We start from the raw sequence: 22,031 nt of genomic DNA on the forward strand, positions 1-22,031 counted from the left end.
AGTGCCGTCCGAGTTCGTCGACACGCTCGTCGATGACGAGACCGTGCGTCTGGTCGAGATGTTCAAAGACCTTCACCGCCACCCCGAATTGGGGTTCGCGGAAACGCGCACCGCCGGGATCGTCGCGCAAACATTGACCGCGTTGGGTTTCGACGTGACCACCGGCATCGGCGGAACCGGTGTCGCGGCAGTCTTGCGCAACGGACCCGGCCCGACCGTGATGTATCGCGCGGACATGGATGCCCTGTCGGTCGAAGAAGCCACCGGCCTGGACTATGCCAGCACGGTGCGGGTCAGTCGCGACGACGGCGGCGAGTCACCGGTCGGGCATATGTGTGGTCACGACGCCCATGTGACCTGGATGCTCGGAATGGCCGGTGTGCTGGCGAAAACGACAGATGCCTGGAGCGGCACCGCGGTGTTGGTCGCTCAGCCGGCCGAAGAGTTGATCGCCGGCGCGCAGGCCATGGTCGACGACGGCTTGTATGACACCGTGACCAAGCCGGACTTCTTGGTCGGCATGCACACCGCGCCCGGCCCGGTCGGCATGCTGGTTGCCTCCGGTGGCACCAAAATGGCCGGCACCGACCAGCTCGACATCGTGTTCAAGGGGGTCGGCGGCCACGGATCGATGCCGCAGTTGACCAAGGATCCGGTCCTGATGGCCGCCCTGGCCATCGTCGAGTTCCAGGCGATCGTCAGCCGGACGATCGCGCCGCAGGAAACCGCGGTGCTGACCGTGGGTTCGGTGCAGGCCGGTTCGGCCAACAACGTCATCCCGGACCAGGCGCTGGTGAAGGTCAATCTGCGGTGGTTCAGCCCGCACGTGCGTGAGCAGCTGATCGGCGGCGTGCGGGCGGTCAGCGAGGGCATCGCCCGCACCTACGGGATGCCCGCAGACCAGCTGCCGGTGATCACGATGAAGGGCGGATCCACCCCGCTGGTCAACGACGAACGACTCTGCGAGCGGATTGCCACCGCGCTGGGCGGGGTGATCGGCCCGGAGAACGTCGTGACGGACTTCCCACCGCTGGCGGGTTCCGAGGACTGTCATCTGCTCAAGGGTCCGCACACCGACGTTCCGTTGAGCTATCTCCTGGTCGGCGTCGCCGACCCGCAGGTATGCGCAGAGGCGTGGGCGGCCGGCAAGTTGTTTCCGTATTCGCCGCACAGCCCCGACTACGTCGTCGACTTGGCCGCCATTCCGTGCGGCACGAAAATCGCGAGTCACATGATGCTGGAACTGCTGGGGAAGTGAGCGCGCCCGAAGAGATTCGAACTCCCAACCTTCTGATCCGTTGGCACGGGAAGGTTTCACGGCCTGGCACGATGCAGTCCTACTGATCTGTAGCTGGCGTTGTGGAGATGCCCGGCTGTCGTCAGCGTTATCGTCAGACTGGTCGTCCGCGCCCGGCTGCCGAGACCCGAACAATCAGCTGGCGCTACGCGCAGGGCTGATCGGCAGGCTGCATTTACACGGCGCGGTGATCACGATTTGGCCCCGCCATACGTCTAGTTGATGCGGTTGGTGATTGTCTGAGCGACGGTGCGAGCGGTCTGCTCTGGCTGTTCGACACCGAGCGCGGCGACATTGACAAGCGTTGAGGACTTCACTTGAAAAATAACTGTCCATGCTTCTTTATTCAGCGCCACCCCGGAGGGATCAGTGTTGTCGATTGTGTAGTCGTAATTTCGCACATGCAGTGGGGGGCAAGCTTTCAGATTGGTGACCAGGCGGTCAAACGCGTTACGCGCCGTGGTCACATCTGGATAGACGGCAACCGCTTGGCCGACGTCAGCAATTCCGCGGACCTGAGTTTGGCCCTGTCCTTTGAAGATATCCGCGCTGTACGTGGCCGAGGCAAATTGTTTCCAGTTACCGTCGAACGCGCTCTGCTGGTCAAACACTGCCTGGCATGGGGCCGGCAGGTCCGAGCTCTTATGGTGTGGCTGGTGCGTGTCCGATCCGGCCGCCGCGGCGAGGTTGCTTACTCCCGCAATGCGGCGCACGTCATCGACGCTGACGATTAGTGAGTCTGCGGTGATCGCGGGCGCTGGTTTGCTGCTGCTTGGGTTCACTCGTGTATTCGGGTGGCTGCAAGCCGGTAATGCCATTACGGTGCTGCAGCTGAGTGCGGCTACCGTAGCAGCGGTGGTTAAGGTTTTGGGAAGTGTTGACATGCGCTCTGCTTTCGATTGCCGGCGCTGCGGCCGCAGGAATCCGGTGGCGGACGCGATGAGCATGGACGTAGCTGTGTAATTTCGGATTCTCATCCCTGGCTATGCGGAAAGTTGTCTCCTGTCGGGCTCATCGAGTCGGCGGGGGTGCGGGGGTTATGGTCGTCGGAACTCCGCAGTCCAGCAACTTGCTCGACAGCTCTGTGAGCTTTGCGGTGAGTCGCCAGTATTCTGCATCGTAATCAGCTACCGCGGCCAGATCGGTGGGATCAGGCGGGTTCGCGTTGTGCTCGTTTATATCCGCTTGCAGATCAGCCCAATCGTGCAAAAGCTCAGTGGGATCTTCGCATTTAGACGGGCTTGGAGTTGGTGTTGGTCCCTGCTTAAAGTTGGATACGCCAGGCTTGCCGAGCCTGGCGGCGCCGGCTTCGACGAGTTGCACGTTCTCCCTGTGCGTCGCGTTGACGAGTCCTTCGATGAAGTAGTCCTTCTGTTCGGCGGTGGCCTGCGGGTGGTTGGCGACTTGGGCGATCTGCTTTTGCGTGTTTTCCACGTTGTCGCTGATCTGCTGTTTGGTGTGGACCACCACGGCGGCGCAATCGCGGTAGAGCTTGCTGGCCGTCGCCGAACCTTGCACGTGGGATTGCAGCCTGTCGATCTGTTTGCGGTGTTTGGCGTGGGCGGCATCGGCGGCTTGACCCAACCACGCCTCGTCGTCGAAAAGCCTGCTGCGGGCCTGTTGAAACACCCACAGCTGCTTGGCTCCTTTGCTAGATCTCGGCGTGTAGGGTGATCGACCTAACCGCTAGCGTGTTGGGCGTGCGCTGGAAACAGGCAATTTCGTCGGTCTGCCTGTTGTTGGTGGTTGGCTGCACGTCGGAGGCGGACGTAACTGCGAATGATTCCGACAACGGTCGGCGTATTCAGATTAACAGCGGTCAGACCTTCGACATCGCTTGGAGGACGACTACCTGACCTCGGGCTGTCAATGGCGCGACGAGCAGAAGTACGACGTCGCGGTCCTCAAATACCTCGGGGCGCGCTATCAGCCCAGCCGGGCGTCTTCCGGTGACAACGGCGGAGGCACCTACACGAGCAGGTTTAAGGCTGTAGGTCCGGGAACAGTGCATGTCACACTCGTGCAGCAAAACAACGCGAACCCGCCCCATGTCGCTCGCCATTTTGCGCTCGATGTCACTGTGCATCAGGCAAAAGCGGGATCGAGGCCGTCTCGTGGAAGACCAAGGGCCCAAGTTCAACAACGCGGCCTTTCTTGCTAGTTGAGCAGGTAGAGCGTGACGCCGTGGCAGGCATGGGTTCGTTGCTTACCGGCAAGGCGGGGACGGCGGCCGAACGGCAGTGGCGATGCCACTGCCGTCGATGATCAAAAACACTTAGCAAACGAGGCAATACATTTGATCTGAGCGCGCCCGAAGAGATTCGAACTCCCAACCTTCTGATCCGTAGTCAGATGCTCTATCCGTTGAGCTACGGGCGCCTGTGTTCACTTGTTGTCGTACCTTTGCGGCGACCCGCTTCGCCCGGCTTACGCCGCGCTCGCGATCGCCTCAGTGGCGGAGGCGAGAGGATTTGAACCTCCGGTCCCCGGTAAGAGGACAACTCATTAGCAGTGAGTCCCATTCGGCCGCTCTGGCACGCCTCCTTGGATTCCTGAGGGTACCGGACCCTGATCGCGGCCCCGGAACCGCCGCGGAGCACAGCGTACACAGTCGTTTCATATGCTGTCGAAATGACTGCCCGCCTGCGCCCTGAGCTGGCCGAGTTGGCGGCCTACGTCGAGGGCAAGACGGTCCCCGGCACGATCAAGCTTGCCAGCAACGAGACGGTGCACGGGCCGCTGCCCAGTGTGCGGACGGCCGTCGCCCAGGCCGTCGACGATGTCAACCGCTATCCCGACAACCACAACGTCGAGCTGCGGCTGCGGCTGGCGCAGCATCTGGACTGTGGCTTCAGCCCCGAGCACATCGCCGTCGGCTGCGGTTCGGTAGCGCTGTGCCAACGGCTCGTCCAGGCCACCGCGTCGGTCGGCGACGAGGTGCTCTACGGCTGGCGCAGTTTCGGGATGTACCCGCTGCAGGTGCGGGTGGCCGGCGCGATCCCCGTCGAAGTTCCGCTGCGTGACGAGACATTCGACCTGTACGCGATGCTCGCGGCGATCACCGACCGCACCCGGCTGATCTTCGTCTGCAACCCGAACAACCCGACGTCCACGGTCGTCGACCCGGATGCGCTGGCCCGGTTCGTCGAGGCGGTGCCCTCGGACATCCTGATCGCCATCGACGAGGCCTACGTCGAATACATCCGCGACGGGATGCTGCCCGACAGTCTCGGCTTGGTCCGCGACTACAGCAATGTCGTTGTGCTGCGGACGTTTTCGAAGGCCTATGGGCTGGCTGGGCTGCGGGTGGGTTACGCGGTAGGCGACCCGGAGGTGATCACCGCCCTGGACAAGGTGGTGGTGCCGTTCACGTTGACCAATGTGTCGCAAGCGGCGGCGATCGCCTCGCTGGACGCCGCCGACGAATTGCTGGCCCGCACCGACGCGGTAGTGGCCGAACGGGAGCGGGTTTCTGGCGCACTGCGCGATGCCGGCTTCACCCTGCCGCCGTCGCAGGCCAACTTCATCTGGCTGCCGCTGGCCGAGCGCACGCCGGATTTCGTGGCGCAGGCCGCCGACGCCAAGATCGTGGTGCGGCCGTTCGGCAATGACGGGGTGCGGATCACGATCGGTGCGCCAGAGGAAAATGACGCCCTGCTGAAGTTCGCGAAAGGATGGGTTTGATGAGCGACGAGTTGGCGCGCAAGAAGTTCACCGAGTTCAAGGAGCGCACCGGGGCTATCGAGGACGCCGAGCTTGACGACTACTGGGCGAGTCTGCCGCCGGCGACCGTCGACGGCCTGCTGGGCGAGTGGAAGGGCGGTGAGTTCGTCACCGGTCATCGGATGAATGGTCAACTGGAGAAGGCCCGTTGGTTCGGCAAGTCCTTCAACTCGGCCACCGACGTGCAGCCGCTGGTGTGTCTCGACGACGACGGCAACAAGTATTCCAACGTCAAGATGGGCAAGGGCGAGGCCAGCCTGTGGTTGGAGGAATTCCGCGGCGAGGTCACCGCCAGCATGGTCTACGACGGCCAACCCGTGCACGACCACTTCAAGAGGATCGACGACGACGCGGTGATGGGCATCATGAACGGCAAGGGCGTCGTCGATAACGGCCGCTACTTCTATTTCTACTTAGAGCGGGTCTGACGGTTTCCGCGCGAGGGTGCGTGTTCCCGGTTGATTCACGGCGTGTCGCACCGGGGACACGCACGCTCGCGCCAAGGGGCGCGCGGCTAACGGGGATCCCGGCCGGTGAAGGCGACCAGGCGGTCCAGCGCCGGCGCATTGTCGGCGACGTCGACGGGGTCGTCGAACCCGACTGTCGCGCGGCCCTGCGGCGTGATGTTCTTTTTGGCAAGGGCCAGGACATAACCGGCGACGGAGTCCGCGACCTCGACGGGGTGACCGGTTGCCTTCGCGTAATCCCAAGCGTGGACGAGGAATTCAAGCGAAAAAATGCCCGCGGCGACGTTGGCCGGCAACTCGTGAGGACCGATGGTCACCGTGCCGTCAAGACCGCGACGGTGCCAGGCGTCCAGCGCGGGCCGCGCCGCGCCGACGATCTGCCGCTCCACCGAGTCATCGGCGCCGCGGTCGGGAAACTCTGCGCCCACCGCACCGCCGATCACGGTGATGGAGTTCAGCAGATGGTCGGTCAACTGCGACACGTCGTACTCCGAGCACGGCGTGCGCTTGGACAGGTCGTCACGCGCGATTGGATGCAGCACGCGTTGAAGCACACCCAACGTCGCTTCTGCGCTGGCCAGTTCGTCGGTGGGCGGTGAGTCGGGGCCGGGCCGCAGGTCGGAAGGCATGACCTCCACGGTACGGTCTGGCCATGGGTGAGCCGTACGAATCCGTCACTGTCGAGACCAAAGACCACGTCGCGCAGGTCACGCTGATCGGCCCGGGCAAAGGCAACGCGATGGGGCCGGCGTTCTGGTCGGAGTTGCCCCAGGTATTCGCCGCACTGGACGCCGACCGCGAGGTACGCGCCATCGTGCTGACCGGGTCGGGCGCCAACTTCAGCTACGGGCTGGATGTCAAGGCAATGGGCGGGACGTTGGCCTCGGTGCTGTCCGAGGGCGCATCGGCGCGCCCGCGGGCCGACTTTCACGCCGAGGTGCTGCGCATGCAGCAGACGATCAGCGCCGTCGCCGACTGCCGCACCCCGACCATCGCGTCCGTGCACGGGTGGTGCATCGGTGGCGGCGTCGACCTGATCTCGGCGGTGGATATCCGTTATGCCAGCGCAGATGCCAAGTTCTCCGTCCGCGAGGTGAAGCTGGCGATGGTCGCCGACGTCGGCAGCCTCGCCCGGCTGCCGCTCATCTTGAGCGACGGGCACTTACGGGAACTGGCGCTGACGGGCAAGGACATCGACGCCGCGCGCGCCGAGAAGATCGGGTTGGTCAACGACGTATTCGCCGATGCCGACGCCACGCTGTCCGCCGCGCACGCCACCGCCGCCGAGATCGCCGGCAATCCGCCGCTGACGGTGCATGGCATCAAGGATGTCCTTGACCAGCAACGTATTTCGACGGTGTCGGCGAGCCTGCGCTATGTGGCGGCGTGGAACTCGGCGTTCCTGCCGTCCAAGGACCTGTCCGAGGGAATCTCGGCAACGTTCGCCAAACGCGCGCCGCAGTTCACCGGAGAGTAGGACGATTCGGCGCGGCCAGCGGTGGGAACCCTCCCGCTATGTCTACCTATCGAGTGCTCAACCCGCAGGGCGACGTCGTTGCGACCAAGGACATCGCCAGCGCCGACGACGCGCACGCGTGGTTCGTCGACGCCAAGGCCGATAACACCGAACTCGGCTGGCGGATGGAGGTCAACATCGACGGCGACTGGCGGTTTTTCGACGACACCGAAGGCGACCGCGCCTGAGGTGGCGTTTGTCCGCCCAGTCGGCGGGCAACCCAACCGGGCATGGATTCCGAACGCTTCCGCCAGCTGCTGACCACCCGCGGCCCGTTCGCATCGGTGTATTTCGAGGACTCGCACGACACCGAGGATGCCGCCACTCAGCTTGAGCTCAAGTGGCGAGGGCTGCGCGACCAGCTCGCCGAACAGGGCTTCGACGAATCGCTGACCGCTGAGATCGAACGCGCCGTGATGGATTTACGCGCACCGGTCGGGCGTAGCGGCCGCGCGGTGGTGGCCGGCGCCGACGGCGTCGTGCTCAACGAGCATCTGCTGCGCCCGACCGCAGCGCCGGTCGTTCGAGTGTCCGAGTTGCCCTACATCGTGCCGATCGTCGAGCAGGGCTTCGAGGACGCCAATTATCTGCTCGTCGCGGTGGACCACACCGGTGCCGACATCACCGTGCACGTCGACGGCACGCTGAGCTCGGAGACCGTCGACGGAGGCGGTCATCCGGTACACAAGGCGTCGGGAGCTGAAACCGCCGGCTACGGCGATCCGCAACTGCGCACCGACGAAGCCGGCCGCAAGAACGTCCGCGCGGTCGCCGACCGTATCGCCGAACTGGTCGACGACGCGTCGGCCGACGCCGTCTTCGTGGTCGGCGAGGTCCGGTCCCGCTCGGATCTGCTGGCGACGTTGGCCGCGCGGGTGAGCGCCCTCGCGGTGCCGCTGCAGGTCGGTGCCCGGCACAGCGGGCACGACTTCGACGAGGTGCAGCAGGCTATCGAGGAGGAGCTGCTCAAGCGCCGGTTGGCCGTACTCGACGAAGCCGCGCAGCGTTTCACCGCCGAAATCGGCCGGCAATCCGGGTTGGCCGCCGAGGGGCTCGGCCCGGTCTGCTCGGCGCTGCGTCAGGGTGCGGTGGAAACGTTGATCATCGGTGACATCGGCGACGCGACGGTGGTCGCCGACGAGGAGTTCACAGCGGTGGCGCCGAACGCCGACGTGCTTTCCGAGCAGGGCGCTGCGCCGGCCCGGACGTTGCGGGCCGACGAAGCGCTGCCACTGCTCGCGGTTTCGATCGGAGCGTCGCTGGTCCGCACCGACGAACGCATCGACCCGGCCGACGGCGTGGGTGCGGTGCTGCGATACGCCCCGACGCTGCACTGAGCCACTCCACGTACCCTCGCGGGATGGACAATTCTGACGGCAGCATCCAGGTGCCGGCCGACCTCGACGCGGTCACCGCGGTGGGGGAGGAAGACCACTCCGCGATCGACCCAAAAGCCGTCGAACGGATTTGGGCGGCGACCCGGTATTGGTATCAGGCGGGCATGCACCCGGCCATCCAGCTGTGCTTGCGTCATAACGGCCGCGTCGTGCTCAACCGGGCGATCGGGCACGGCTGGGGCAATGCGCCGACCGACCCGCCGGACGCCGACAAGGTCCCGGTCCGAACCGACACCCCGTTCTGCGTGTACTCGTCGGCCAAGGCGATCACCGCGACCGTCGTGCACATGCTGGCCGAGCGCGGGCAGTTCTCGCTCGACGACCGGGTGTGCGAATACATTCCCAGCTACACCAGCCATGGTAAGGACCGGACCACGATCCGGCATGTGCTGACGCACAGCGCGGGGGTGCCATTTCCGACCGGACCGCGGCCGGACCTCAAACGGGCAGACGATCACGAGTACGCGCAGGAGCAGCTCGGCAAGCTACGTCCGCTTTACCGGCCGGGCCGGGTGCACATCTACCACGCGCTGACGTGGGGCCCGCTGATGCGCGAAATCGTCTATGCCTCGACGGGCAAGGACATCCGTGAAATTCTGGCCACCGAGATCCTTGACCCATTGGGCTTCCGCTGGACCAACTTCGGTGTGGCAGAACAAGATCTGCCGCTGGTTGCGCCCAGCCACGCGACCGGCAGGCAACTACCTGCCCCGATCGCGGTGGCTTTTCGCAAGGCGATCGGCGGGACGGTTCACCAGATCATCCCGCTCACCAACACACCGCTGTTCTTGACAACGGTTGTCCCGTCGTCGAACACCGTGTCCAATGCTGATGAATTGTCGCGGTTTGCCGAAATCTGGCGCCGAGACGGTGAACTCGACGGGGTGCGGGTACTGCAGCCCGACACGATGCGCGGTGCGGTACGCGAATGCCGCCGACTGCGACCGGATTTCGCGACCGGGCTGGCACCGCTGCGCTGGGGCACCGGATTTATGTTGGGCTCCAACAGGTTCGGGCCGTTCGGACGCCACGCACCGCAGGCGTTCGGTCATCTGGGTTTGGTCAACGTCGCGATCTGGGCCGATCCCGGGCGCGGGCTGGCCGCCGGGCTGGTCAGCAGCGGCAAACCCGGCAGGGATTCCGCGCCCAAGCGCTACACCGCGCTGATGGACTGCATTGCCGCCGAAATCCCGCGGGTAGCCGGCGCTGCGGCATAGGCGGAAACGCTCGCGACGGACGGTTTCCGCAGCTCACAACGCGGTGGCGGAGGGATTTGAACCCCCGGACGGTTTTAGCCGTCTCTCGCTTTCAAGGCGAGTGCATTAGGCCGCTCTGCCACGCCACCGCCGATAAGGGTAGCGGGACGTCAGCTCCGGTCGCCCGACAGCTTCAGTGCGGCAGCGATCCGGCGACAGTTCTCTCCCGTCGCGGCGATCTGAGAACGCGACAGCGGGCCGAGGAAATAGGTCCGTACATCTTGGGCATAGGTCACCAGGGCCTGCGCCGCCACCGCCCGGCCGTTGTCGGTGATGGTGGCCACCACGCCACGCCGGTCGTCGCGGCTGGCCTCGCGCCGCACCAGCCCCTGCAACTCGAGGCGACTGATCTGCCGGGTCAGGCGGCTCGGCAAGGCCGGCAGCGCGTCGGCCAGATCACCCATCCGCACTGAGCCGCCGGGTGCGTTGCAGAGCATGTCCAATACCCGGACATCGATCAGGGATAGCTGATGAACGTCGACCAGTCGCCGGTTGAGCGTCGCATACAAGCGCAGCGCAGAATCCAAGAAGTTCTGCCACGACTTCTGTTCGGCGATATCCAGCCCGGGCATCTCACTGGCAGTCCGGCCGGCGATGAGGCCGCCCATTACGTCATGTTATGCGACACATCGTCTTTGGAACAGCAGGAATTCCCAGGTAGTAGCGTGTCGGGAATGCACGCCATCGTCGCTGAATCTGCCGATCAACTCCTGTGGCAGCAAGTGCCCGACGCAAAGCCGGGCCGCGGCGAGGTGCTGATCAAGGTCAGCGCGGCCGGCGTCAACCGCGCCGATGTGCTCCAGGCCGCCGGTCGCTACCCGCCGCCGCCGGGCGCCAGCGAACTGCTCGGCATGGAGGTGTCCGGTGTCGTCGCCGAGGTGGGCGACGAGGTCACCGACTGGTCGGCCGGGCAAGAAGTCTGCGCTTTGCTGGCCGGCGGCGGGTACGCCGAGTACGTCGCTGCTCCTGCTGGTCAGGTTCTGCCGATCCCCGACGGTATCGACCTGCACGACGCCGCCGGGCTACCCGAAGTCGCATGCACGGCGTGGTCGAACCTGGTGCTGACGGCCGGGTTGACCGACGGCCAGCTAATCCTGATCCACGGCGGCGCGAGCGGAGTGGGCAGCCACGGGATCCAAATCGCCCGCGCGCTGGGCGCCCGGGTGGCGATCACGGCGGGGTCTCCGGCCAAGTTGAAACTCTGTCGCGAACTGGGCGCCGAGATCACCATCGCCTACCACGACGAAGACTTCGTCGCGCGAGTGAAAGAGGCTAGTGACGGCGCGGGCGCCGACGTCATCCTGGACATCATGGGCGCGGCCTATCTGGACCGCAATATCGATGCGCTGGCCGCCGACGGGCAACTGGTCATCATCGGTATGCAGGGCGGCGTCAAGGGCGAGCTCAACATCGGTAAGTTGATCGGCAAACGGGCCCGGGTCATCGGCACCGCGTTGCGGGGCAGGCCGGTGGCCGGTCCCAGCGGTAAGAGCACCGTCGTCGAGGCGGTGCGAAAGTCGGTCTGGCCGATGATTGCCGACGGCCGCGTCCGCCCGGTCATCGGTGCTCGCATGCCGATTCAGCAGGCCGCCGAGGCTCATCGGATGCTCACCTCAGGCGGGGTGACCGGCAAGGTCGTGCTGACGCTGGAGTAGCGCGACCAGACGCAGAATCGCACGTTCGGGCACCGAATCGTGCGATTCTGCGTCTGCTCACCCAAGCGACGCCAGCGCTCGCACCAATTGGTCGACCTCCGCCATCGTCGAGTAGTGCGCCAGACCCACCGTGACCGCCCCGCCGACGTCGTTGACACCGATCACGTCGAGTACCCGCGAGTTGGCATTAGAGACAGCCAGAATCCCGTTGTCCGCCAACCGTTGCACTACCCGCTCGGCCGGCACCTCGTGAACGGCGAAACTGACGACGGGTATCCGCGTCTCTGGCCGGCCGATCACCATCACCAGGGGCAGCGAGCGCAGCGATGTCATCAAGTAATCGAATATCCGGCTCATGTACGACGCGGCGGATTCCATCGAAACCGCGAGTCGTTCGCGTCTGCTTCCGCGAGCCGACTCGTCGAGCGACGCGAGATACTCGACGCTGGCGACGAATCCGGCCAGCAACCCGAACTGGTGCACGCCGACTTCCAGCCGGGCCGGGCCGGTCGCGAGCGGGTTCGCCGAGACCGAACCGAACGAATTGATCAGCGCGGGATCGCGAAATACCAACGCCCCGATCGGCGGACCGCCCCAGCCGACCGCGTTCACTGCCACCACGTCGGCGTCGATCTCGTCGATGTCGATCAGTCGGTAGGGTGCCGCGGCGGAGTGGTCGACCACCGCCAGGCCGCCGACGTCGTGAATCAACTTGGTTGCCGCACGAAGGTCGGTGACGGTGCCCAACGTTCCCGACGCCGACGTCACAGCGACCAAGCGGGTGGACTTGCCGATCAGGCTCTCCCATTGCCAGGTCGGCAGCTCACCAGTCTCGATGTCGACCTCGGCCCACTTCACCTTGGCACCGAATCGGTTTGCTGCGCGAAGCCACGGGGCAATGTTGGCCTCGTCGTCCAGGCGGCTGACGATCACCTCGTAACCCAGGCCGGCCCGCGAGGACGATGCATCGGCCAGCGAGGCCAGCAAAACCGCGCGATCGGCGCCCAGCACCACCGCGCGCGGGTCGGCGCCCACCAGGTCGGCCACCGCAACCCGCGAGGCCTCCAGGACGGCGGCGCTGCGCTGTGCCGAGGGATGCGGGCCGTCGGCGCTGGGGAACGATCCGCGGAACGCGGTCGACACCGTGGTGGCCACCGAGTCGGGGATCAGCATCCCCGCCGGCGCGTCGAAGTGCACCCACCCGTCTCCCAGCGACGGGTGTAGTCCGCGCACCCGGGCGACGTCGTATGCCATGCCAGCCACCTTAAGAATCCCGCAAATTCCGCAAACCATGACGGTAGCGGGGCGCCCGGATGCGTCCCCGCCGTCCCGAGCCAGGTCACCCGGCCAGCCATACTAGTCCAGTGGCGCTGACGTTCGGAACGCTGATCGCACTGTTTTTGCTGATCGTCCCGGGGGCAATCGTCGCCCGCAGCGCTCAGCTAACTTGGCCCATTGCCGTGGCGGTTGGCCCGGCGCTGACCTACGGCGTCGTCGCGCTGGCCATCATTCCCTTCGGCGCGGTCGGAATCCCTTGGAACGCTTGGACAGCTCTGGCCGCGCTGGTCGTCGTGGCGGTACTGGCTGCGGGTTTGCGGGCGGGGTTGGCCCGCTACCGCGACGTGGTGGGCGAATCGCGGGCGGTCACCGGCCGGCCGGCGCTGACGGTGGCTGCCGGAGTGCTGCTGGGAGCGCTGCTGATTGGGTACGCAGCGCTGCGCGGCATCCCGCACTGGCAATCGATCCCCAGCACTTGGGACGCGGTCTGGCACGCCAACACGGTCCGGTTCATCCTCGACACCGGCCAGGCGTCCTCCACTCACATGGGTGAGCTGCGCAATGTCGACACCCGCGACGTGCTGTACTACCCGTCGGCGTTTCATGCGCTGGTCGCGGTGGATTGTCAGCTGACCGGCGCCGCGCCCACCACCGGCTACACCCTGAGCTCACTGGCGGCGGCCATTTGGCTGTTCCCGGTCAGTGCCGCGGTGCTCACCTGGCGGGTGGTGCGGGCCCATACCAGCGTGGGACGCACCGCCTGGGCGGCGGCCGCCGCGGCGGCGCTCTCGGCGTCGTTCACCGCGGTGCCCTACATCGAATTCGCCACCGCCGCAATGCCCAACCTGACAGCCTACGGACTGGCGGTGCCCGCTTTTGCGCTGGTCACCACCACGCTGCGGCACCGCGACCGAATCCCGGTGGCGGTGCTGGCGCTGGTCGGGGTCTTTTCGGTGCACATCACCGGCGGCGTCATCGCCATCCTGTTGCTGGCGGGGTGGTGGCTGCTGGAGGCGCTGCGCCATCCGGTGCGTGGCCGCCTCGCGGACATCTGGACGTTGGCCGCCGTCGCGGTTCCCACCGGCCTGGTGCTGCTGCCGCAGTTCCTCGTGGTGAAAAAGCAGGAAGACATCATCGCCGGACATTCCTTCCTGACCTATCTCAGTTCCCGGCGGGGGTTGTTCGACGCGGTCTTCCAGCATTCCCGCCACCTCAACGATTTCCCGGTGCAGTACGCGCTGACCGTGTTGGCAGCCATCGGGGGGCTGGTGCTGCTGATCAAGATGATCTGGTGGCCGCTGGCGGTCTGGCTGCTGCTGATCGTGGTGAACGTCGACTCGGGCACACCGCTGGGCGGCCCGGTGGGAGCGGTCGCCGGCCTGTTCGGCGAGTTCTTCTACAAAGATCCGCGCCGGATAGCGGCGGCGACGACGTTGCTGTTGACACCGATGGCCGGTATCGGTCTGCTGGCACTGGTTGTGTTGCTGATGGGGGTGGTCAGACGGCTGGGTGGCCGGCGGCTGCCCGCCCCGACCCTGGGCACAGCCGGTGCGGTAGCGCTGTTGGCCGTCACGCTGGTCGGCGCGTGGCACTACTTTCCACGGCACCGGTTCTTGTTCGGCGACAAATACGACTCGGTGATGATCGATCAGCGAGACCTCGAGGCGATGGCCTACCTGGCGCGGCTGCCCGGCGCCCGCACCACGCTGATCGGAAACGGCAACACCGACGGCACGGCGTGGATGTATGCGGTAGCCGGCCTGCATCCGCTGTGGACGCATTACGACTATCCGGTGCAGCAGGGGCCCGGCTATAACCGCTTCGTCTTCTGGGCCTACGCCGACGACGCTGACACCGACCCGCGAGTAGCCGAGGCAGTTCGGGTACTCGATATCCGCTACGTCCTGACCAGCAAGCCGGTCGTCAGGGGGTTTGCGATGCCCGACGGGCTAGTGTCACTCGAGAACTCCAAGTCGTGGGTGAAGATCTATGACAACGGCGAAGCCCGGATTTACGAGTGGCGCGGCGCCCCTACGGCTCCTAGAACATGAGGATGGTGACTGGATTGAGTACCCAAGACGACGACGACAACATCGAGATCATCGGCGGCATGGACCCGCGGCTGATCGCGGGCGGCGAGGACGACGACTCCGACGACCGGTCGCTGACCGACCTCGTCGAGCAGCCCGCCAAGGTCATGCGGATCGGCACCATGATCAAACAGCTGCTCGAGGAGGTCCGGGCCGCCCCGCTCGACGAGGCCAGCCGCAACCGGCTCCGCGAGATCCACGCCACCAGCATCCGCGAGCTCGAAGACGGGCTGGCGCCCGAACTGCGCGACGAACTCGACCGGTTGACATTGCCATTCAGCAACGAAACCCCGTCGGACTCCGAGCTGCGCATCGCCCAGGCCCAGTTGGTCGGCTGGCTGGAAGGGCTGTTCCACGGAATCCAGACCGCGCTGTTCGCCCAGCAGATGGCTGCCCGCGCCCAGCTCGAACAGATGCGCCAGGGCGCCCTGCCGCCCGGGATCGGCCGGAGCGGGCACGGCCCGGGTACCGGGCAATACCTGTAAGCAGACACTGGTGAGCACGCCGCAGATCGAGACACGCGATGCGTGGGTGGAGTTTCCCATCTTCGATGCCAAATCGCGCTCGCTGAAAAAGGCATTCCTCGGCAAGGCCGGCGGCACGATCGGGCGTAACGCGTCCAACGTGGTCGTCGTCGAGGCGCTGCGGGACATCACGATGTCGCTGAATCTGGGCGACCGGGTCGGCCTGGTCGGCCACAACGGGGCCGGGAAATCGACTCTGCTGCGCCTGCTTTCCGGGATCTACGAGCCGACGCGGGGTTCGGCTTCGGTCACCGGCCGGGTGGCGCCGGTCTTCGATCTCGGCGTCGGTATGGACCCGGAGATCTCGGGCTACGAGAACATCCTCATCCGCGGCCTTTTCCTCGGTCAGACCCGGCGCCAGATGCTGGCCAAGGTCGACGAGATCGCCGAGTTCACCGAACTCGGTGATTACCTGTCGATGCCGCTGCGCACCTATTCCACCGGAATGCGGGTGCGGCTGGCGATGGGAGTAGTCACCAGCATCGACCCGGAGATCCTACTGCTCGACGAGGGTATCGGCGCGGTAGACGCCGAGTTTTTGAAGAAGGCCCAGACCCGGCTGCAGCGGCTGGTGGAGCGGTCCGGAATTCTGGTTTTCGCCAGCCATTCCAACGAGTTTCTGGCCCGGCTGTGTAAGACCGCGATGTGGATCGACCACGGCAGTATCCGGCTCACCGGCGGCATCGAAGATGTCGTGCGGGCCTACGAGGGTGAGGACGCGGCGCGGCATGTGCGTGAGGTGCTGGCCGAGACTGCCGCGGACGAGGTGTCGGGATGAGTCGAGTGTGTGCCGTCGTGGTCACCCATCGGCGCCCCGACGAGCTGACCAAGTCACTGGATGTGCTGACCACCCAGAGTCGGCTGCCCGATCACCTGATTGTGGTCGACAACGGGAACGAGGACCGGGTCCGGGAGCTGGTGACCGGCCGGCCGATCCCCACGACGTATTTGGGATCGCGCCGAAACCTCGGTGGTGCAGGGGGTTTCGCGCTGGGCATTCTGCAGGCCTTATCGCTGGGCGCGGATTGGGTGTGGCTGGCCGACGACGACGGCCGCCCGGCCGATGCCGAGGTGTTGGCGACCCTGCTGGCCTGCGCGCAGCAGTACGGCCTGGCCGAGGTGTCGCCGATGGTGTGCAATGCCGACGACCCGCAGCGGCTGGCGTTTCCGCTGCGGCGCGGCTTGGTGTGGCGCAGGTTGGTCAGCGAATTGCGCACCGAATCGCATCAGGATCTGCTGCCCGGGATCGCGTCGCTGTTCAACGGTGCACTGTTTGCCGCCCCGACGTTCGAGGCGATCGGTGTACCCGACTTGCGGTTGTTCATCCGCGGCGACGAGGTCGAAATGCATCGTCGGCTGGCACGCTCCGGGCTGCCGTTCGGGACCTGCCTGACTACGTCGTATCTGCACCCCTGCGGGTCCGCCGAGTTCAAGCCGATCCTGGGTGGCCGAATGCACACCCAGTACCCCGACAACGCCGCCAAGCGGTATTTCACCTACCGCAACCGCGGTTATCTGCTATCGCAGCCGGGTCTGCGCCGACTGCTTCCCCAGGAGTGGCTGCGGTTCGGCTGGTTCTTCCTCGTTTCTCGCCGCGACCCAGCCGGACTGGCGGAGTGGTTTCGGTTGCGGCGCTTGGGCCGTCGCGAACAATTCGGCCGACCCGGGGGCCTGCGTGACCATCATTGACGCTGCGGCGCAGTCCAAGACCTTCACCCGCGCCTGGCGCGATCTGGCCGATGGCTTCCGGCGCCGTGAGCTGTGGCTGCACCTGGGCTGGCAGGACATCAAGCAGCGGTACCGCCGCAGCGTGCTCGGCCCGTTCTGGATCACGATCGCGACGGGAGTTACCGCCGTCGCGATGGGTGGCCTGTACTCCAAGCTTTTCCATCTCGAGTTGGCGGTGCACCTGCCCTACGTCACGCTCGGCCTGATCATCTGGAATCTGATCAACGCCGCCATTCTGGAAGGCGCCGACGTCTTCGTCGCCAACGAGGGGCTGATCAAACAGTTGCCGGCGCCGCTGAGTTTGCACGTCTACCGGCTGGTCTGGCGGCAGGTGATTCTGTTCGCCCACAACATCGTTATCTACGTCGTTATCGCGATCATCTACCCCAAACCGTGGTCGTGGGCCGACCTGACCGTGATCCCGGCACTGCTGCTGATCGTGCTCAACGCCGTATGGGTGTCACTGTGCTTCGGCATCCTGGCCACCCGCTACCGCGACATCGGCCCGCTGCTGTTCTCCGTCGTGCAGTTGCTGTTCTTCATGACACCGATCATCTGGAACGACGACACGCTGCGACATCAGGGCGCCGGCCGGTGGGGCAAAATCGTCGAACTCAACCCGCTATTGCACTATTTGGACATCGTGCGTGCGCCGCTGCTGGGCGCCCAGCAAGAACTGCGGCACTGGGTGGTGGTGCTGGTGCTGACGGTGGTCGGATGGGTGCTGGCGGCCATTGCGATGCGCCAATATCGTGCGCGCGTGCCGTATTGGGTGTAGCCGCCGGTTGACCACCGTCCGTCGCGGGTATGCGAGAAAGCGGACAAAGGAGTCGTTATGAGTTTGACCGACAAGGCCAGAAACAAGTTGCAGAAGGTCAAGGGCACAGCGAAGGAAACACTTGGCCGCGCCACCGGAGACCGCGACCTGGAAAACCGCGGTGTCGGCGATCGGGTTGGATCAGATTTGAAGGATGCCGGCGAAAAGGTCAAAGACGCATTCCGTGGCCGCGGCCGTGGACGTGGCCGGCGACGCGCATGACGGCGGAAGTCAGCTGCGCCGTCGCACCTTGCCGACGAACGCGGCGCCGAACGCCTTCGCCGAGTAGGGATCTTGACCGGTGATCAGCTCGCGGTCCTCGACGACCTTGCTGCCCATCGGCAGCACCGTCTGCTCTACCTCGGCGCCGCGAGAGGCCAGCAGCTGAGTCGGATCGTCGATGAGATGTCCGCGGAAGCGGCGGGCCAGCGGAATGGTCGACAGCATCGTGTCGACGTCGGTCTTGAAGCACGTCATCCGGTAGCCGTCGTAGATCCAGCGGCCGTCGATGCTCGGCGCCGCGGCGAGTGCAGCCGGAGCATGACAGATCAACCCGGTGGTCCGTTGCGCGTCATGGAAATATCGCATGAGGGCCCCGAAGTCGTCGTTGAGAGACTCACCGGTGAACGCGTCGCGGTGCAGCAAGTCGACCAGTGGCGCATGCCCGCCCGGCACAAAGACAGCGTCGAAACCGGCCAACCGATGCATGTCCTGGGCGATCTCCTCGAGTTTGGCGGGTTGTGCCAGACCGAGTTCCAGCAGCCGTCGATAACTGGAGAGGGCCGCATCGCGTTTGCCTCGCGACAGACCGAAATACAGCAGACTGCAGGAGGTTCCGTCGATGGTGGGGATGCGCCCACCGGGCGTCGCGAACGACAATTCAAAGCCCGCGGCCAGCATCGCGTCGGTCGGCTCGACCAACTCGCCCAGATACGTGCCGGTCGGCTCGCTGCGGCCTTCCCGCAGCGGAATCCGATCGGCCGCCGACACCACGACCAGCACGCGCGGGGAAGTCATCTGCACGGTGTCGGCAGTACCCGCAATCGTCGTGCATCAACCGGTCGCGCAATGGCACCACTCGGAACGACGGCGCGGGAATATATTGACGGAACAACCAGAAAACAATCGAGGCGCTCCGGGTGGCAATCGCCGCTGCGCCCTGAGGGACAGGTGCGAAGGTGAGCGAGGAAGTCGAAGCTACGGGGTTGTCGGATGTGGCGCGCGAGCGCATCACCGCGGAGTTGGACCGGCTACGTGAACGCCGCGACCGGCTGGAGGCCGAGGTCAGAAACGACCGCGGCAGTGTCAGTGACCATGCAGACGCCGCCGATGCCATCCAGCGCGCCGACGAATTGGCCGGCCTCGACGAGCGGATCGTCGAACTCGACAGGCTGCTGCACACCGGGCCGTCGCCGTCGAACGGAACCGGCGCGCTGCCCGGCGGCACCGAGGTGACCCTGCGGTTCGGCGACGGTTCAGTCGCCACAATGCAGGTGATTTCCATTGTCGAGGAGACGCCGGCGGGCCACGAAGCCGAGACGTTGACGGCCGGCAGTCCGCTGGGGCAGGCCCTTGCCGGCCGTCAGCCCGGCGACAAGGTCACCTATACGACACCGAGAGGGGAAAGCCAGGTCGAGCTGCTCGACGTGAAGTACCCGAGGTAGTCAGCCCGCCCGTAGACTTCCCGCGATGGCCGAAATCGCCCCACCGCGCGCAGACCTGAGCTTGACGACACAGGTGTGGCGGTTTGTCGTCACCGGGGGCTTCTCGGCGATCGTCGACTTCGGGCTTTACGTACTGCTCTACAAGTCCGTGGGCCTGCAGGTGGATCTGGCCAAGGCCATCAGCTTTGTCGCCGGCACGATCACCGCTTACCTGATCAACCGGCGGTGGACTTTCCAGGCGCCGCCCAGCACTGCCCGGTTCCTCGTCGTGATGGCGCTGTACGGGATCACCTTCGCGGTGCAGGTCGGGCTGAACCACCTGTGCCTGGCGCTGCTCGACTATCGGGCCTGGGCGGTTCCGGTCGCATTCGTGATCGCGCAGGGCACCGCCTCGGTGATCAATTTCGTCGTGCAGCGTTCGGTGATCTTCCGGATGCGCTGAGGCCCCGGGCCAGGCGGTACCCTCTTTCACTGATGTTGCCCACGTTTCCCACCACCACGAAGCGGCTGACCGGCTGGGGCCGCACCGCGCCCTCGGTGGCGCAGGTACTGGCGACGCCGGACGCCGAGGTGATCGCCAAGGCGGTGGCGCAGGCCGCCGACGCCGGCGACCGCGGCGTGATCGCGCGCGGGCTGGGCCGGTCCTACGGTGACAACGCGCAAAACGGCGGCGGCCTGGTCATCGACATGACGCCGCTGAATCGCATTCACGCGATCAGCGCCGACACCGGCCTGGTCGACGTCGACGGCGGCGTCAACCTGGACCAGTTGATGAAAGCCGCGCTGCCGTTCGGGCTGTGGGTTCCGGTGCTGCCCGGCACCCGGCAGGTCACCATCGGCGGGGCGATCGCCTGCGATATCCACGGCAAGAATCACCACAGCGCGGGCAGCTTTGGCAACCACGTCCGGTCGCTGGACCTGCTGACCGCCGACGGCGAGATCCGCCGGTTGACACCGGACGGCGACGACGCCGAGCTGTTCTGGGCCACCGTTGGCGGCAATGGTCTGACCGGCATCATCCTGCGTGCGGTGATCGCGATGACGCCGACCGAGACGGCGTATTTCATCGCCGACGGCGACGTCACCGCCAGCCTCGATGAAACGATCGCTTTCCACAGCGACGGCAGCGAGGCCAACTACACCTACTCGAGCGCCTGGTTCGACGCGATCAGCGCACCGCCGAAGCTGGGCCGGGCGGTGATTTCTCGCGGCTCGCTGGCCACCGTGGAGCAGCTGCCGGCGAAGCTGCGGCGGCACCCGTTGAAATTCGACGCGCCGCAGTTCTTCACCGCACCGGACGTCTTCCCGAACGGGTTGGGCAACAAGCTGATCTTCGGCACGCTGACCGACCTGTGGTACCGCATGGGCGGCACCTATCGCGGCAAAGCCCAGAACCTCACGCAGTTCTACCACCCGCTGGACATGGTCGGGGAGTGGAACCGCGCCTACGGCCCAGCCGGTTTCACCCAGTACCAGTTCGTGGTGCCTACGGAGGCGGTCGAAGAGTTCAAGGGCATCATGTGTGACATCCAGGCCAGCGGGCACTACTCATGGCTCAATGTGTTCAAGCTGTTCGGCCCGAGCAACGGTGCGCCGCTGAGCTTTCCGATCCCGGGCTGGAACGTCTGCGTGGACTTCCAGGTCAAACCAGGCCTCAACGAGTTCCTCAACGGACTCGACCGTCGGGTGCTGGAGTTCGGCGGGCGCCTCTACACCGCCAAGGACTCCCGCACCACCGCCGAAACCTTCCATGCCATGTACCCGCGCATCGACGAATGGATTGCGGTACGCCGCAAGGCCGATCCCACCGGCGTGTTTGTTTCCGATATGGCCCGACGTTTGGAGCTGCTCTAGATGGTCTTTGACGCCGTTGGTAATCCGCAGGCCATTCTGCTGCTCGGGGGTACCTCCGAGATCGGGTTGGCGATCTGCGAGCGCTACCTGCAGAACGCACACGCGCGAATCGTGCTGGCCTGCTTGCCCGACGACCCCGGCCGCGATGACGCCGTGGCGCAGATGAAAGCCGCCGGCGCCAAGGCGGTGGATCTGATCGACTTCGACGCGGTCGACACCGACAGCCATCCCCGCGTGATCGAGCAGGTGTTCGCTGACGGGGACGTCGACGTCGCGATCGTTGCCTTCGGGCTGCTCGGCGACGCCGAAGAACTGTGGCAGAACCAGCGCAAGGCCGTGCAGATCGCGGAAATCAACTACACCGCAGCGGTTTCAGTGGGCGTTCTGCTCGGTGAGAAGATGCGTGCTCAGGGTTTCGGCCAGATCATCGCGATGAGCACGGTGGCCGGCGAGCGGGTGCGTCGGTCCAACTTCGTCTACGGCTCCACCAAGGCCGGCTTGGACGGTTTTTATCTCGGTCTTGCAGAAGCGCTGCGGGAGTACGGCGTTCGGGTATTGGTCATTCGGCCGGGGCAGGTTCGCACCAGGATGAGTGCCCATATCAAAGAAGCGCCGATGACAGTGGACAAGGAATATGTAGCCAACCTCGCGGTCACCGCTTCCGCGAAAGGTAAGGAATTGGTTTGGGCGCCAGGAGCATTCCGCTATGTGATGATGGTGTTGCGACACATTCCGCGGCCCATCTTCCGCAAACTGCCTATTTGA

General features: G+C 65.5%; 25 protein-coding genes and 3 tRNA genes. 19 read left to right on the forward strand and 9 right to left on the reverse strand.

What is annotated here, in order from left to right; translation table 11 throughout:
• The first annotated feature begins 1 nt into the window (after position 1).
• Positions 2-1,258: an amidohydrolase gene (locus tag AC5Y42_RS12510; protein ID WP_499898474.1), complete on the forward strand. Its 1,257-nt coding sequence runs from the start codon at positions 2-4 to the stop codon at positions 1,256-1,258.
• 254 nt (positions 1,259-1,512) lie between these two features.
• Here the strand turns inward: AC5Y42_RS12510 and AC5Y42_RS12515 are convergent, their stop codons facing one another.
• Together AC5Y42_RS12515 and AC5Y42_RS12520 are read right to left on the reverse strand one after the other, a co-directional pair.
• Positions 1,513-2,244, reverse strand: a complete 732-nt coding sequence (locus AC5Y42_RS12515) for a sensor domain-containing protein (RefSeq protein WP_499898476.1) — start codon at positions 2,242-2,244, stop codon at positions 1,513-1,515.
• 64 nt (positions 2,245-2,308) lie between these two features.
• Positions 2,309-2,881: a hypothetical protein gene (locus AC5Y42_RS12520; RefSeq protein WP_499898477.1), complete on the reverse strand. Its 573-nt coding sequence runs from the start codon at positions 2,879-2,881 to the stop codon at positions 2,309-2,311.
• Positions 2,882-3,134: 253 nt separating this feature from the next.
• On the opposite strand from AC5Y42_RS12520, the gene AC5Y42_RS12525 reads away from it, so the two are divergent.
• Positions 3,135-3,458, forward strand: coding sequence for a protease inhibitor I42 family protein (locus AC5Y42_RS12525; protein WP_499898478.1), 324 nt, complete (start codon positions 3,135-3,137; stop codon positions 3,456-3,458).
• 145 nt (positions 3,459-3,603) lie between these two features.
• Here the strand turns inward: AC5Y42_RS12525 and AC5Y42_RS12530 are convergent.
• Together AC5Y42_RS12530 and AC5Y42_RS12535 are read right to left on the reverse strand one after the other, a co-directional pair.
• Positions 3,604-3,676: transfer RNA gene (locus tag AC5Y42_RS12530), tRNA-Arg, on the reverse strand.
• 74 nt (positions 3,677-3,750) lie between these two features.
• Positions 3,751-3,841 (reverse strand) — tRNA-Ser (locus tag AC5Y42_RS12535).
• 87 nt (positions 3,842-3,928) lie between these two features.
• Between AC5Y42_RS12535 and hisC the strand changes: the two genes are divergently transcribed.
• Together hisC and AC5Y42_RS12545 are read left to right on the forward strand one after the other, a co-directional pair.
• Positions 3,929-4,981 carry a histidinol-phosphate transaminase gene (gene hisC / locus AC5Y42_RS12540; protein ID WP_499898480.1) on the forward strand — a complete coding sequence of 351 codons (1,053 nt, stop codon included), beginning with the start codon at positions 3,929-3,931 and terminating at the stop codon, positions 4,979-4,981.
• Entirely contained in the window at positions 4,981-5,448 is a 468-nt protein-coding gene (locus AC5Y42_RS12545; RefSeq protein WP_499898481.1) for a DUF4334 domain-containing protein, read from the forward strand. The genes hisC and AC5Y42_RS12545 overlap by 1 nt, the downstream gene beginning before the upstream one ends.
• A gap of 86 nt (positions 5,449-5,534) precedes the next feature.
• Here the strand turns inward: AC5Y42_RS12545 and AC5Y42_RS12550 are convergent, their stop codons facing one another.
• Complete coding sequence (locus AC5Y42_RS12550; RefSeq protein WP_499898483.1) at positions 5,535-6,116, reverse strand: TIGR03086 family metal-binding protein; 582 nt, start codon at positions 6,114-6,116, stop codon at positions 5,535-5,537.
• Between the two features lie 23 nt (positions 6,117-6,139).
• Here AC5Y42_RS12550 and AC5Y42_RS12555 point away from each other — a divergent pair, with 23 nt between their 5' ends.
• The 4 genes from AC5Y42_RS12555 to lipE are packed head-to-tail and all read left to right on the forward strand — an operon-like array spanning position 6,140 to position 9,617.
• A complete protein-coding gene (locus AC5Y42_RS12555) occupies positions 6,140-6,964 on the forward strand; it encodes a crotonase/enoyl-CoA hydratase family protein (RefSeq protein WP_499898484.1) in 825 nt (274 codons plus the stop codon).
• A 38-nt stretch (positions 6,965-7,002) separates the two neighbouring features.
• Positions 7,003-7,191 (forward strand): hypothetical protein, encoded by a 189-nt coding sequence (locus AC5Y42_RS12560; protein ID WP_065015757.1) that lies wholly within the window; start codon positions 7,003-7,005, stop codon positions 7,189-7,191.
• A 42-nt stretch (positions 7,192-7,233) separates the two neighbouring features.
• Positions 7,234-8,340, forward strand: a complete 1,107-nt coding sequence (locus AC5Y42_RS12565; protein WP_499898485.1) for an Rv2629 family ribosome hibernation factor — start codon at positions 7,234-7,236, stop codon at positions 8,338-8,340.
• A gap of 23 nt (positions 8,341-8,363) precedes the next feature.
• A complete protein-coding gene (lipE, locus tag AC5Y42_RS12570) occupies positions 8,364-9,617 on the forward strand; it encodes a lipase LipE (protein WP_499898486.1) in 1,254 nt (417 codons plus the stop codon).
• Positions 9,618-9,658: 41 nt separating this feature from the next.
• On the opposite strand, the gene AC5Y42_RS12575 is transcribed toward lipE, so the two are convergent.
• Positions 9,659-9,745 (reverse strand) — tRNA-Ser (locus AC5Y42_RS12575).
• A gap of 21 nt (positions 9,746-9,766) precedes the next feature.
• Positions 9,767-10,264 (reverse strand): MarR family winged helix-turn-helix transcriptional regulator, encoded by a 498-nt coding sequence (locus AC5Y42_RS12580; RefSeq protein WP_499898488.1) that lies wholly within the window; start codon positions 10,262-10,264, stop codon positions 9,767-9,769.
• Positions 10,265-10,330: 66 nt separating this feature from the next.
• Here AC5Y42_RS12580 and AC5Y42_RS12585 point away from each other — a divergent pair, with 66 nt between their 5' ends.
• Entirely contained in the window at positions 10,331-11,311 is a 981-nt protein-coding gene (locus tag AC5Y42_RS12585; protein WP_499898490.1) for an NAD(P)H-quinone oxidoreductase, read from the forward strand.
• A gap of 57 nt (positions 11,312-11,368) precedes the next feature.
• Here AC5Y42_RS12585 and AC5Y42_RS12590 read toward each other — a convergent pair whose 3' ends face one another.
• Positions 11,369-12,565, reverse strand: a complete 1,197-nt coding sequence (locus AC5Y42_RS12590; RefSeq protein WP_499898492.1) for a cysteine desulfurase-like protein — start codon at positions 12,563-12,565, stop codon at positions 11,369-11,371.
• 110 nt (positions 12,566-12,675) lie between these two features.
• On the opposite strand from AC5Y42_RS12590, the gene AC5Y42_RS12595 reads away from it, so the two are divergent.
• Genes AC5Y42_RS12595 through AC5Y42_RS12620 form a run of 6 tightly spaced genes read left to right on the forward strand, consistent with a single transcriptional unit; the run spans position 12,676 to position 17,970 of the window.
• The gene (locus AC5Y42_RS12595; protein ID WP_499898493.1) at positions 12,676-14,640 is read left to right on the forward strand and encodes a DUF6541 family protein; all 1,965 of its coding nucleotides are present in this window, start codon (positions 12,676-12,678) and stop codon (positions 14,638-14,640) included.
• A 2-nt stretch (positions 14,641-14,642) separates the two neighbouring features.
• Complete coding sequence (locus AC5Y42_RS12600) at positions 14,643-15,164, forward strand: bacterial proteasome activator family protein (RefSeq protein ID WP_499898495.1); 522 nt, start codon at positions 14,643-14,645, stop codon at positions 15,162-15,164.
• 10 nt (positions 15,165-15,174) lie between these two features.
• On the forward strand, positions 15,175-15,981 hold the full coding sequence (gene wzt, locus AC5Y42_RS12605) for a galactan export ABC transporter ATP-binding subunit Wzt/RfbE (RefSeq protein WP_499898497.1): 807 nt from the start codon (positions 15,175-15,177) through the stop codon (positions 15,979-15,981).
• Positions 15,978-16,892, forward strand: coding sequence for a galactofuranosyltransferase GlfT1 (gene glfT1, locus AC5Y42_RS12610; RefSeq protein WP_499898498.1), 915 nt, complete (start codon positions 15,978-15,980; stop codon positions 16,890-16,892). Before wzt ends, glfT1 begins: the two co-directional genes overlap by 4 nt.
• Positions 16,879-17,709 carry a galactan export ABC transporter permease subunit Wzm/RfbD gene (wzm, locus tag AC5Y42_RS12615; protein ID WP_499898500.1) on the forward strand — a complete coding sequence of 277 codons (831 nt, stop codon included), beginning with the start codon at positions 16,879-16,881 and terminating at the stop codon, positions 17,707-17,709. Before glfT1 ends, wzm begins: the two co-directional genes overlap by 14 nt.
• A 57-nt stretch (positions 17,710-17,766) precedes the next feature.
• Positions 17,767-17,970 carry a CsbD family protein gene (locus AC5Y42_RS12620; RefSeq protein ID WP_499898501.1) on the forward strand — a complete coding sequence of 68 codons (204 nt, stop codon included), beginning with the start codon at positions 17,767-17,769 and terminating at the stop codon, positions 17,968-17,970.
• A gap of 9 nt (positions 17,971-17,979) precedes the next feature.
• Here the strand turns inward: AC5Y42_RS12620 and AC5Y42_RS12625 are convergent, their stop codons facing one another.
• The gene (locus AC5Y42_RS12625; RefSeq protein ID WP_499898503.1) at positions 17,980-18,765 is read right to left on the reverse strand and encodes a type 1 glutamine amidotransferase domain-containing protein; all 786 of its coding nucleotides are present in this window, start codon (positions 18,763-18,765) and stop codon (positions 17,980-17,982) included.
• Positions 18,766-18,926: 161 nt separating this feature from the next.
• Between AC5Y42_RS12625 and AC5Y42_RS12630 the strand changes: the two genes are divergently transcribed.
• Genes AC5Y42_RS12630 through dprE2 form a run of 4 tightly spaced genes read left to right on the forward strand, consistent with a single transcriptional unit; the run spans position 18,927 to position 22,031 of the window.
• A complete protein-coding gene (locus AC5Y42_RS12630; RefSeq protein WP_499898504.1) occupies positions 18,927-19,412 on the forward strand; it encodes a GreA/GreB family elongation factor in 486 nt (161 codons plus the stop codon).
• Positions 19,413-19,437: 25 nt separating this feature from the next.
• A complete protein-coding gene (locus AC5Y42_RS12635; protein ID WP_499898506.1) occupies positions 19,438-19,854 on the forward strand; it encodes a GtrA family protein in 417 nt (138 codons plus the stop codon).
• Between the two features lie 32 nt (positions 19,855-19,886).
• Complete coding sequence (gene dprE1, locus AC5Y42_RS12640; RefSeq protein ID WP_499898507.1) at positions 19,887-21,266, forward strand: decaprenylphosphoryl-beta-D-ribose oxidase; 1,380 nt, start codon at positions 19,887-19,889, stop codon at positions 21,264-21,266.
• Entirely contained in the window at positions 21,267-22,031 is a 765-nt protein-coding gene (gene dprE2, locus AC5Y42_RS12645; RefSeq protein WP_499898509.1) for a decaprenylphospho-beta-D-erythro-pentofuranosid-2-ulose 2-reductase, read from the forward strand.

The organism is Mycobacterium sp. NGS48 (assembly GCF_059812585.1).

What these genes read in the sequence shown, in the direction of transcription:
- AC5Y42_RS12515 (WP_499898476.1), bottom strand. Translation starts at nt 2,244, where the DNA reads ATGCTCATCGCGTCCGCCACCGGATTCCTGCGGCCGCAGCGCCGGCAA.
- hisC (WP_499898480.1), top strand. Translation starts at nt 3,929, where the DNA reads ATGACTGCCCGCCTGCGCCCTGAGCTGGCCGAGTTGGCGGCCTACGTC.
- AC5Y42_RS12545 (WP_499898481.1), top strand. Translation starts at nt 4,981, where the DNA reads ATGAGCGACGAGTTGGCGCGCAAGAAGTTCACCGAGTTCAAGGAGCGC.
- AC5Y42_RS12550 (WP_499898483.1), bottom strand. Translation starts at nt 6,116, where the DNA reads ATGCCTTCCGACCTGCGGCCCGGCCCCGACTCACCGCCCACCGACGAA.
- AC5Y42_RS12555 (WP_499898484.1), top strand. Translation starts at nt 6,140, where the DNA reads ATGGGTGAGCCGTACGAATCCGTCACTGTCGAGACCAAAGACCACGTC.
- AC5Y42_RS12560 (WP_065015757.1), top strand. Translation starts at nt 7,003, where the DNA reads ATGTCTACCTATCGAGTGCTCAACCCGCAGGGCGACGTCGTTGCGACC.
- AC5Y42_RS12565 (WP_499898485.1), top strand. Translation starts at nt 7,234, where the DNA reads ATGGATTCCGAACGCTTCCGCCAGCTGCTGACCACCCGCGGCCCGTTC.
- lipE (WP_499898486.1), top strand. Translation starts at nt 8,364, where the DNA reads ATGGACAATTCTGACGGCAGCATCCAGGTGCCGGCCGACCTCGACGCG.
- AC5Y42_RS12580 (WP_499898488.1), bottom strand. Translation starts at nt 10,264, where the DNA reads ATGGGCGGCCTCATCGCCGGCCGGACTGCCAGTGAGATGCCCGGGCTG.
- AC5Y42_RS12585 (WP_499898490.1), top strand. Translation starts at nt 10,331, where the DNA reads ATGCACGCCATCGTCGCTGAATCTGCCGATCAACTCCTGTGGCAGCAA.
- AC5Y42_RS12590 (WP_499898492.1), bottom strand. Translation starts at nt 12,565, where the DNA reads ATGGCATACGACGTCGCCCGGGTGCGCGGACTACACCCGTCGCTGGGA.
- AC5Y42_RS12600 (WP_499898495.1), top strand. Translation starts at nt 14,643, where the DNA reads ATGGTGACTGGATTGAGTACCCAAGACGACGACGACAACATCGAGATC.
- glfT1 (WP_499898498.1), top strand. Translation starts at nt 15,978, where the DNA reads ATGAGTCGAGTGTGTGCCGTCGTGGTCACCCATCGGCGCCCCGACGAG.
- AC5Y42_RS12620 (WP_499898501.1), top strand. Translation starts at nt 17,767, where the DNA reads ATGAGTTTGACCGACAAGGCCAGAAACAAGTTGCAGAAGGTCAAGGGC.
- AC5Y42_RS12625 (WP_499898503.1), bottom strand. Translation starts at nt 18,765, where the DNA reads ATGACTTCCCCGCGCGTGCTGGTCGTGGTGTCGGCGGCCGATCGGATT.
- AC5Y42_RS12635 (WP_499898506.1), top strand. Translation starts at nt 19,438, where the DNA reads ATGGCCGAAATCGCCCCACCGCGCGCAGACCTGAGCTTGACGACACAG.
- dprE1 (WP_499898507.1), top strand. Translation starts at nt 19,887, where the DNA reads ATGTTGCCCACGTTTCCCACCACCACGAAGCGGCTGACCGGCTGGGGC.
- dprE2 (WP_499898509.1), top strand. Translation starts at nt 21,267, where the DNA reads ATGGTCTTTGACGCCGTTGGTAATCCGCAGGCCATTCTGCTGCTCGGG.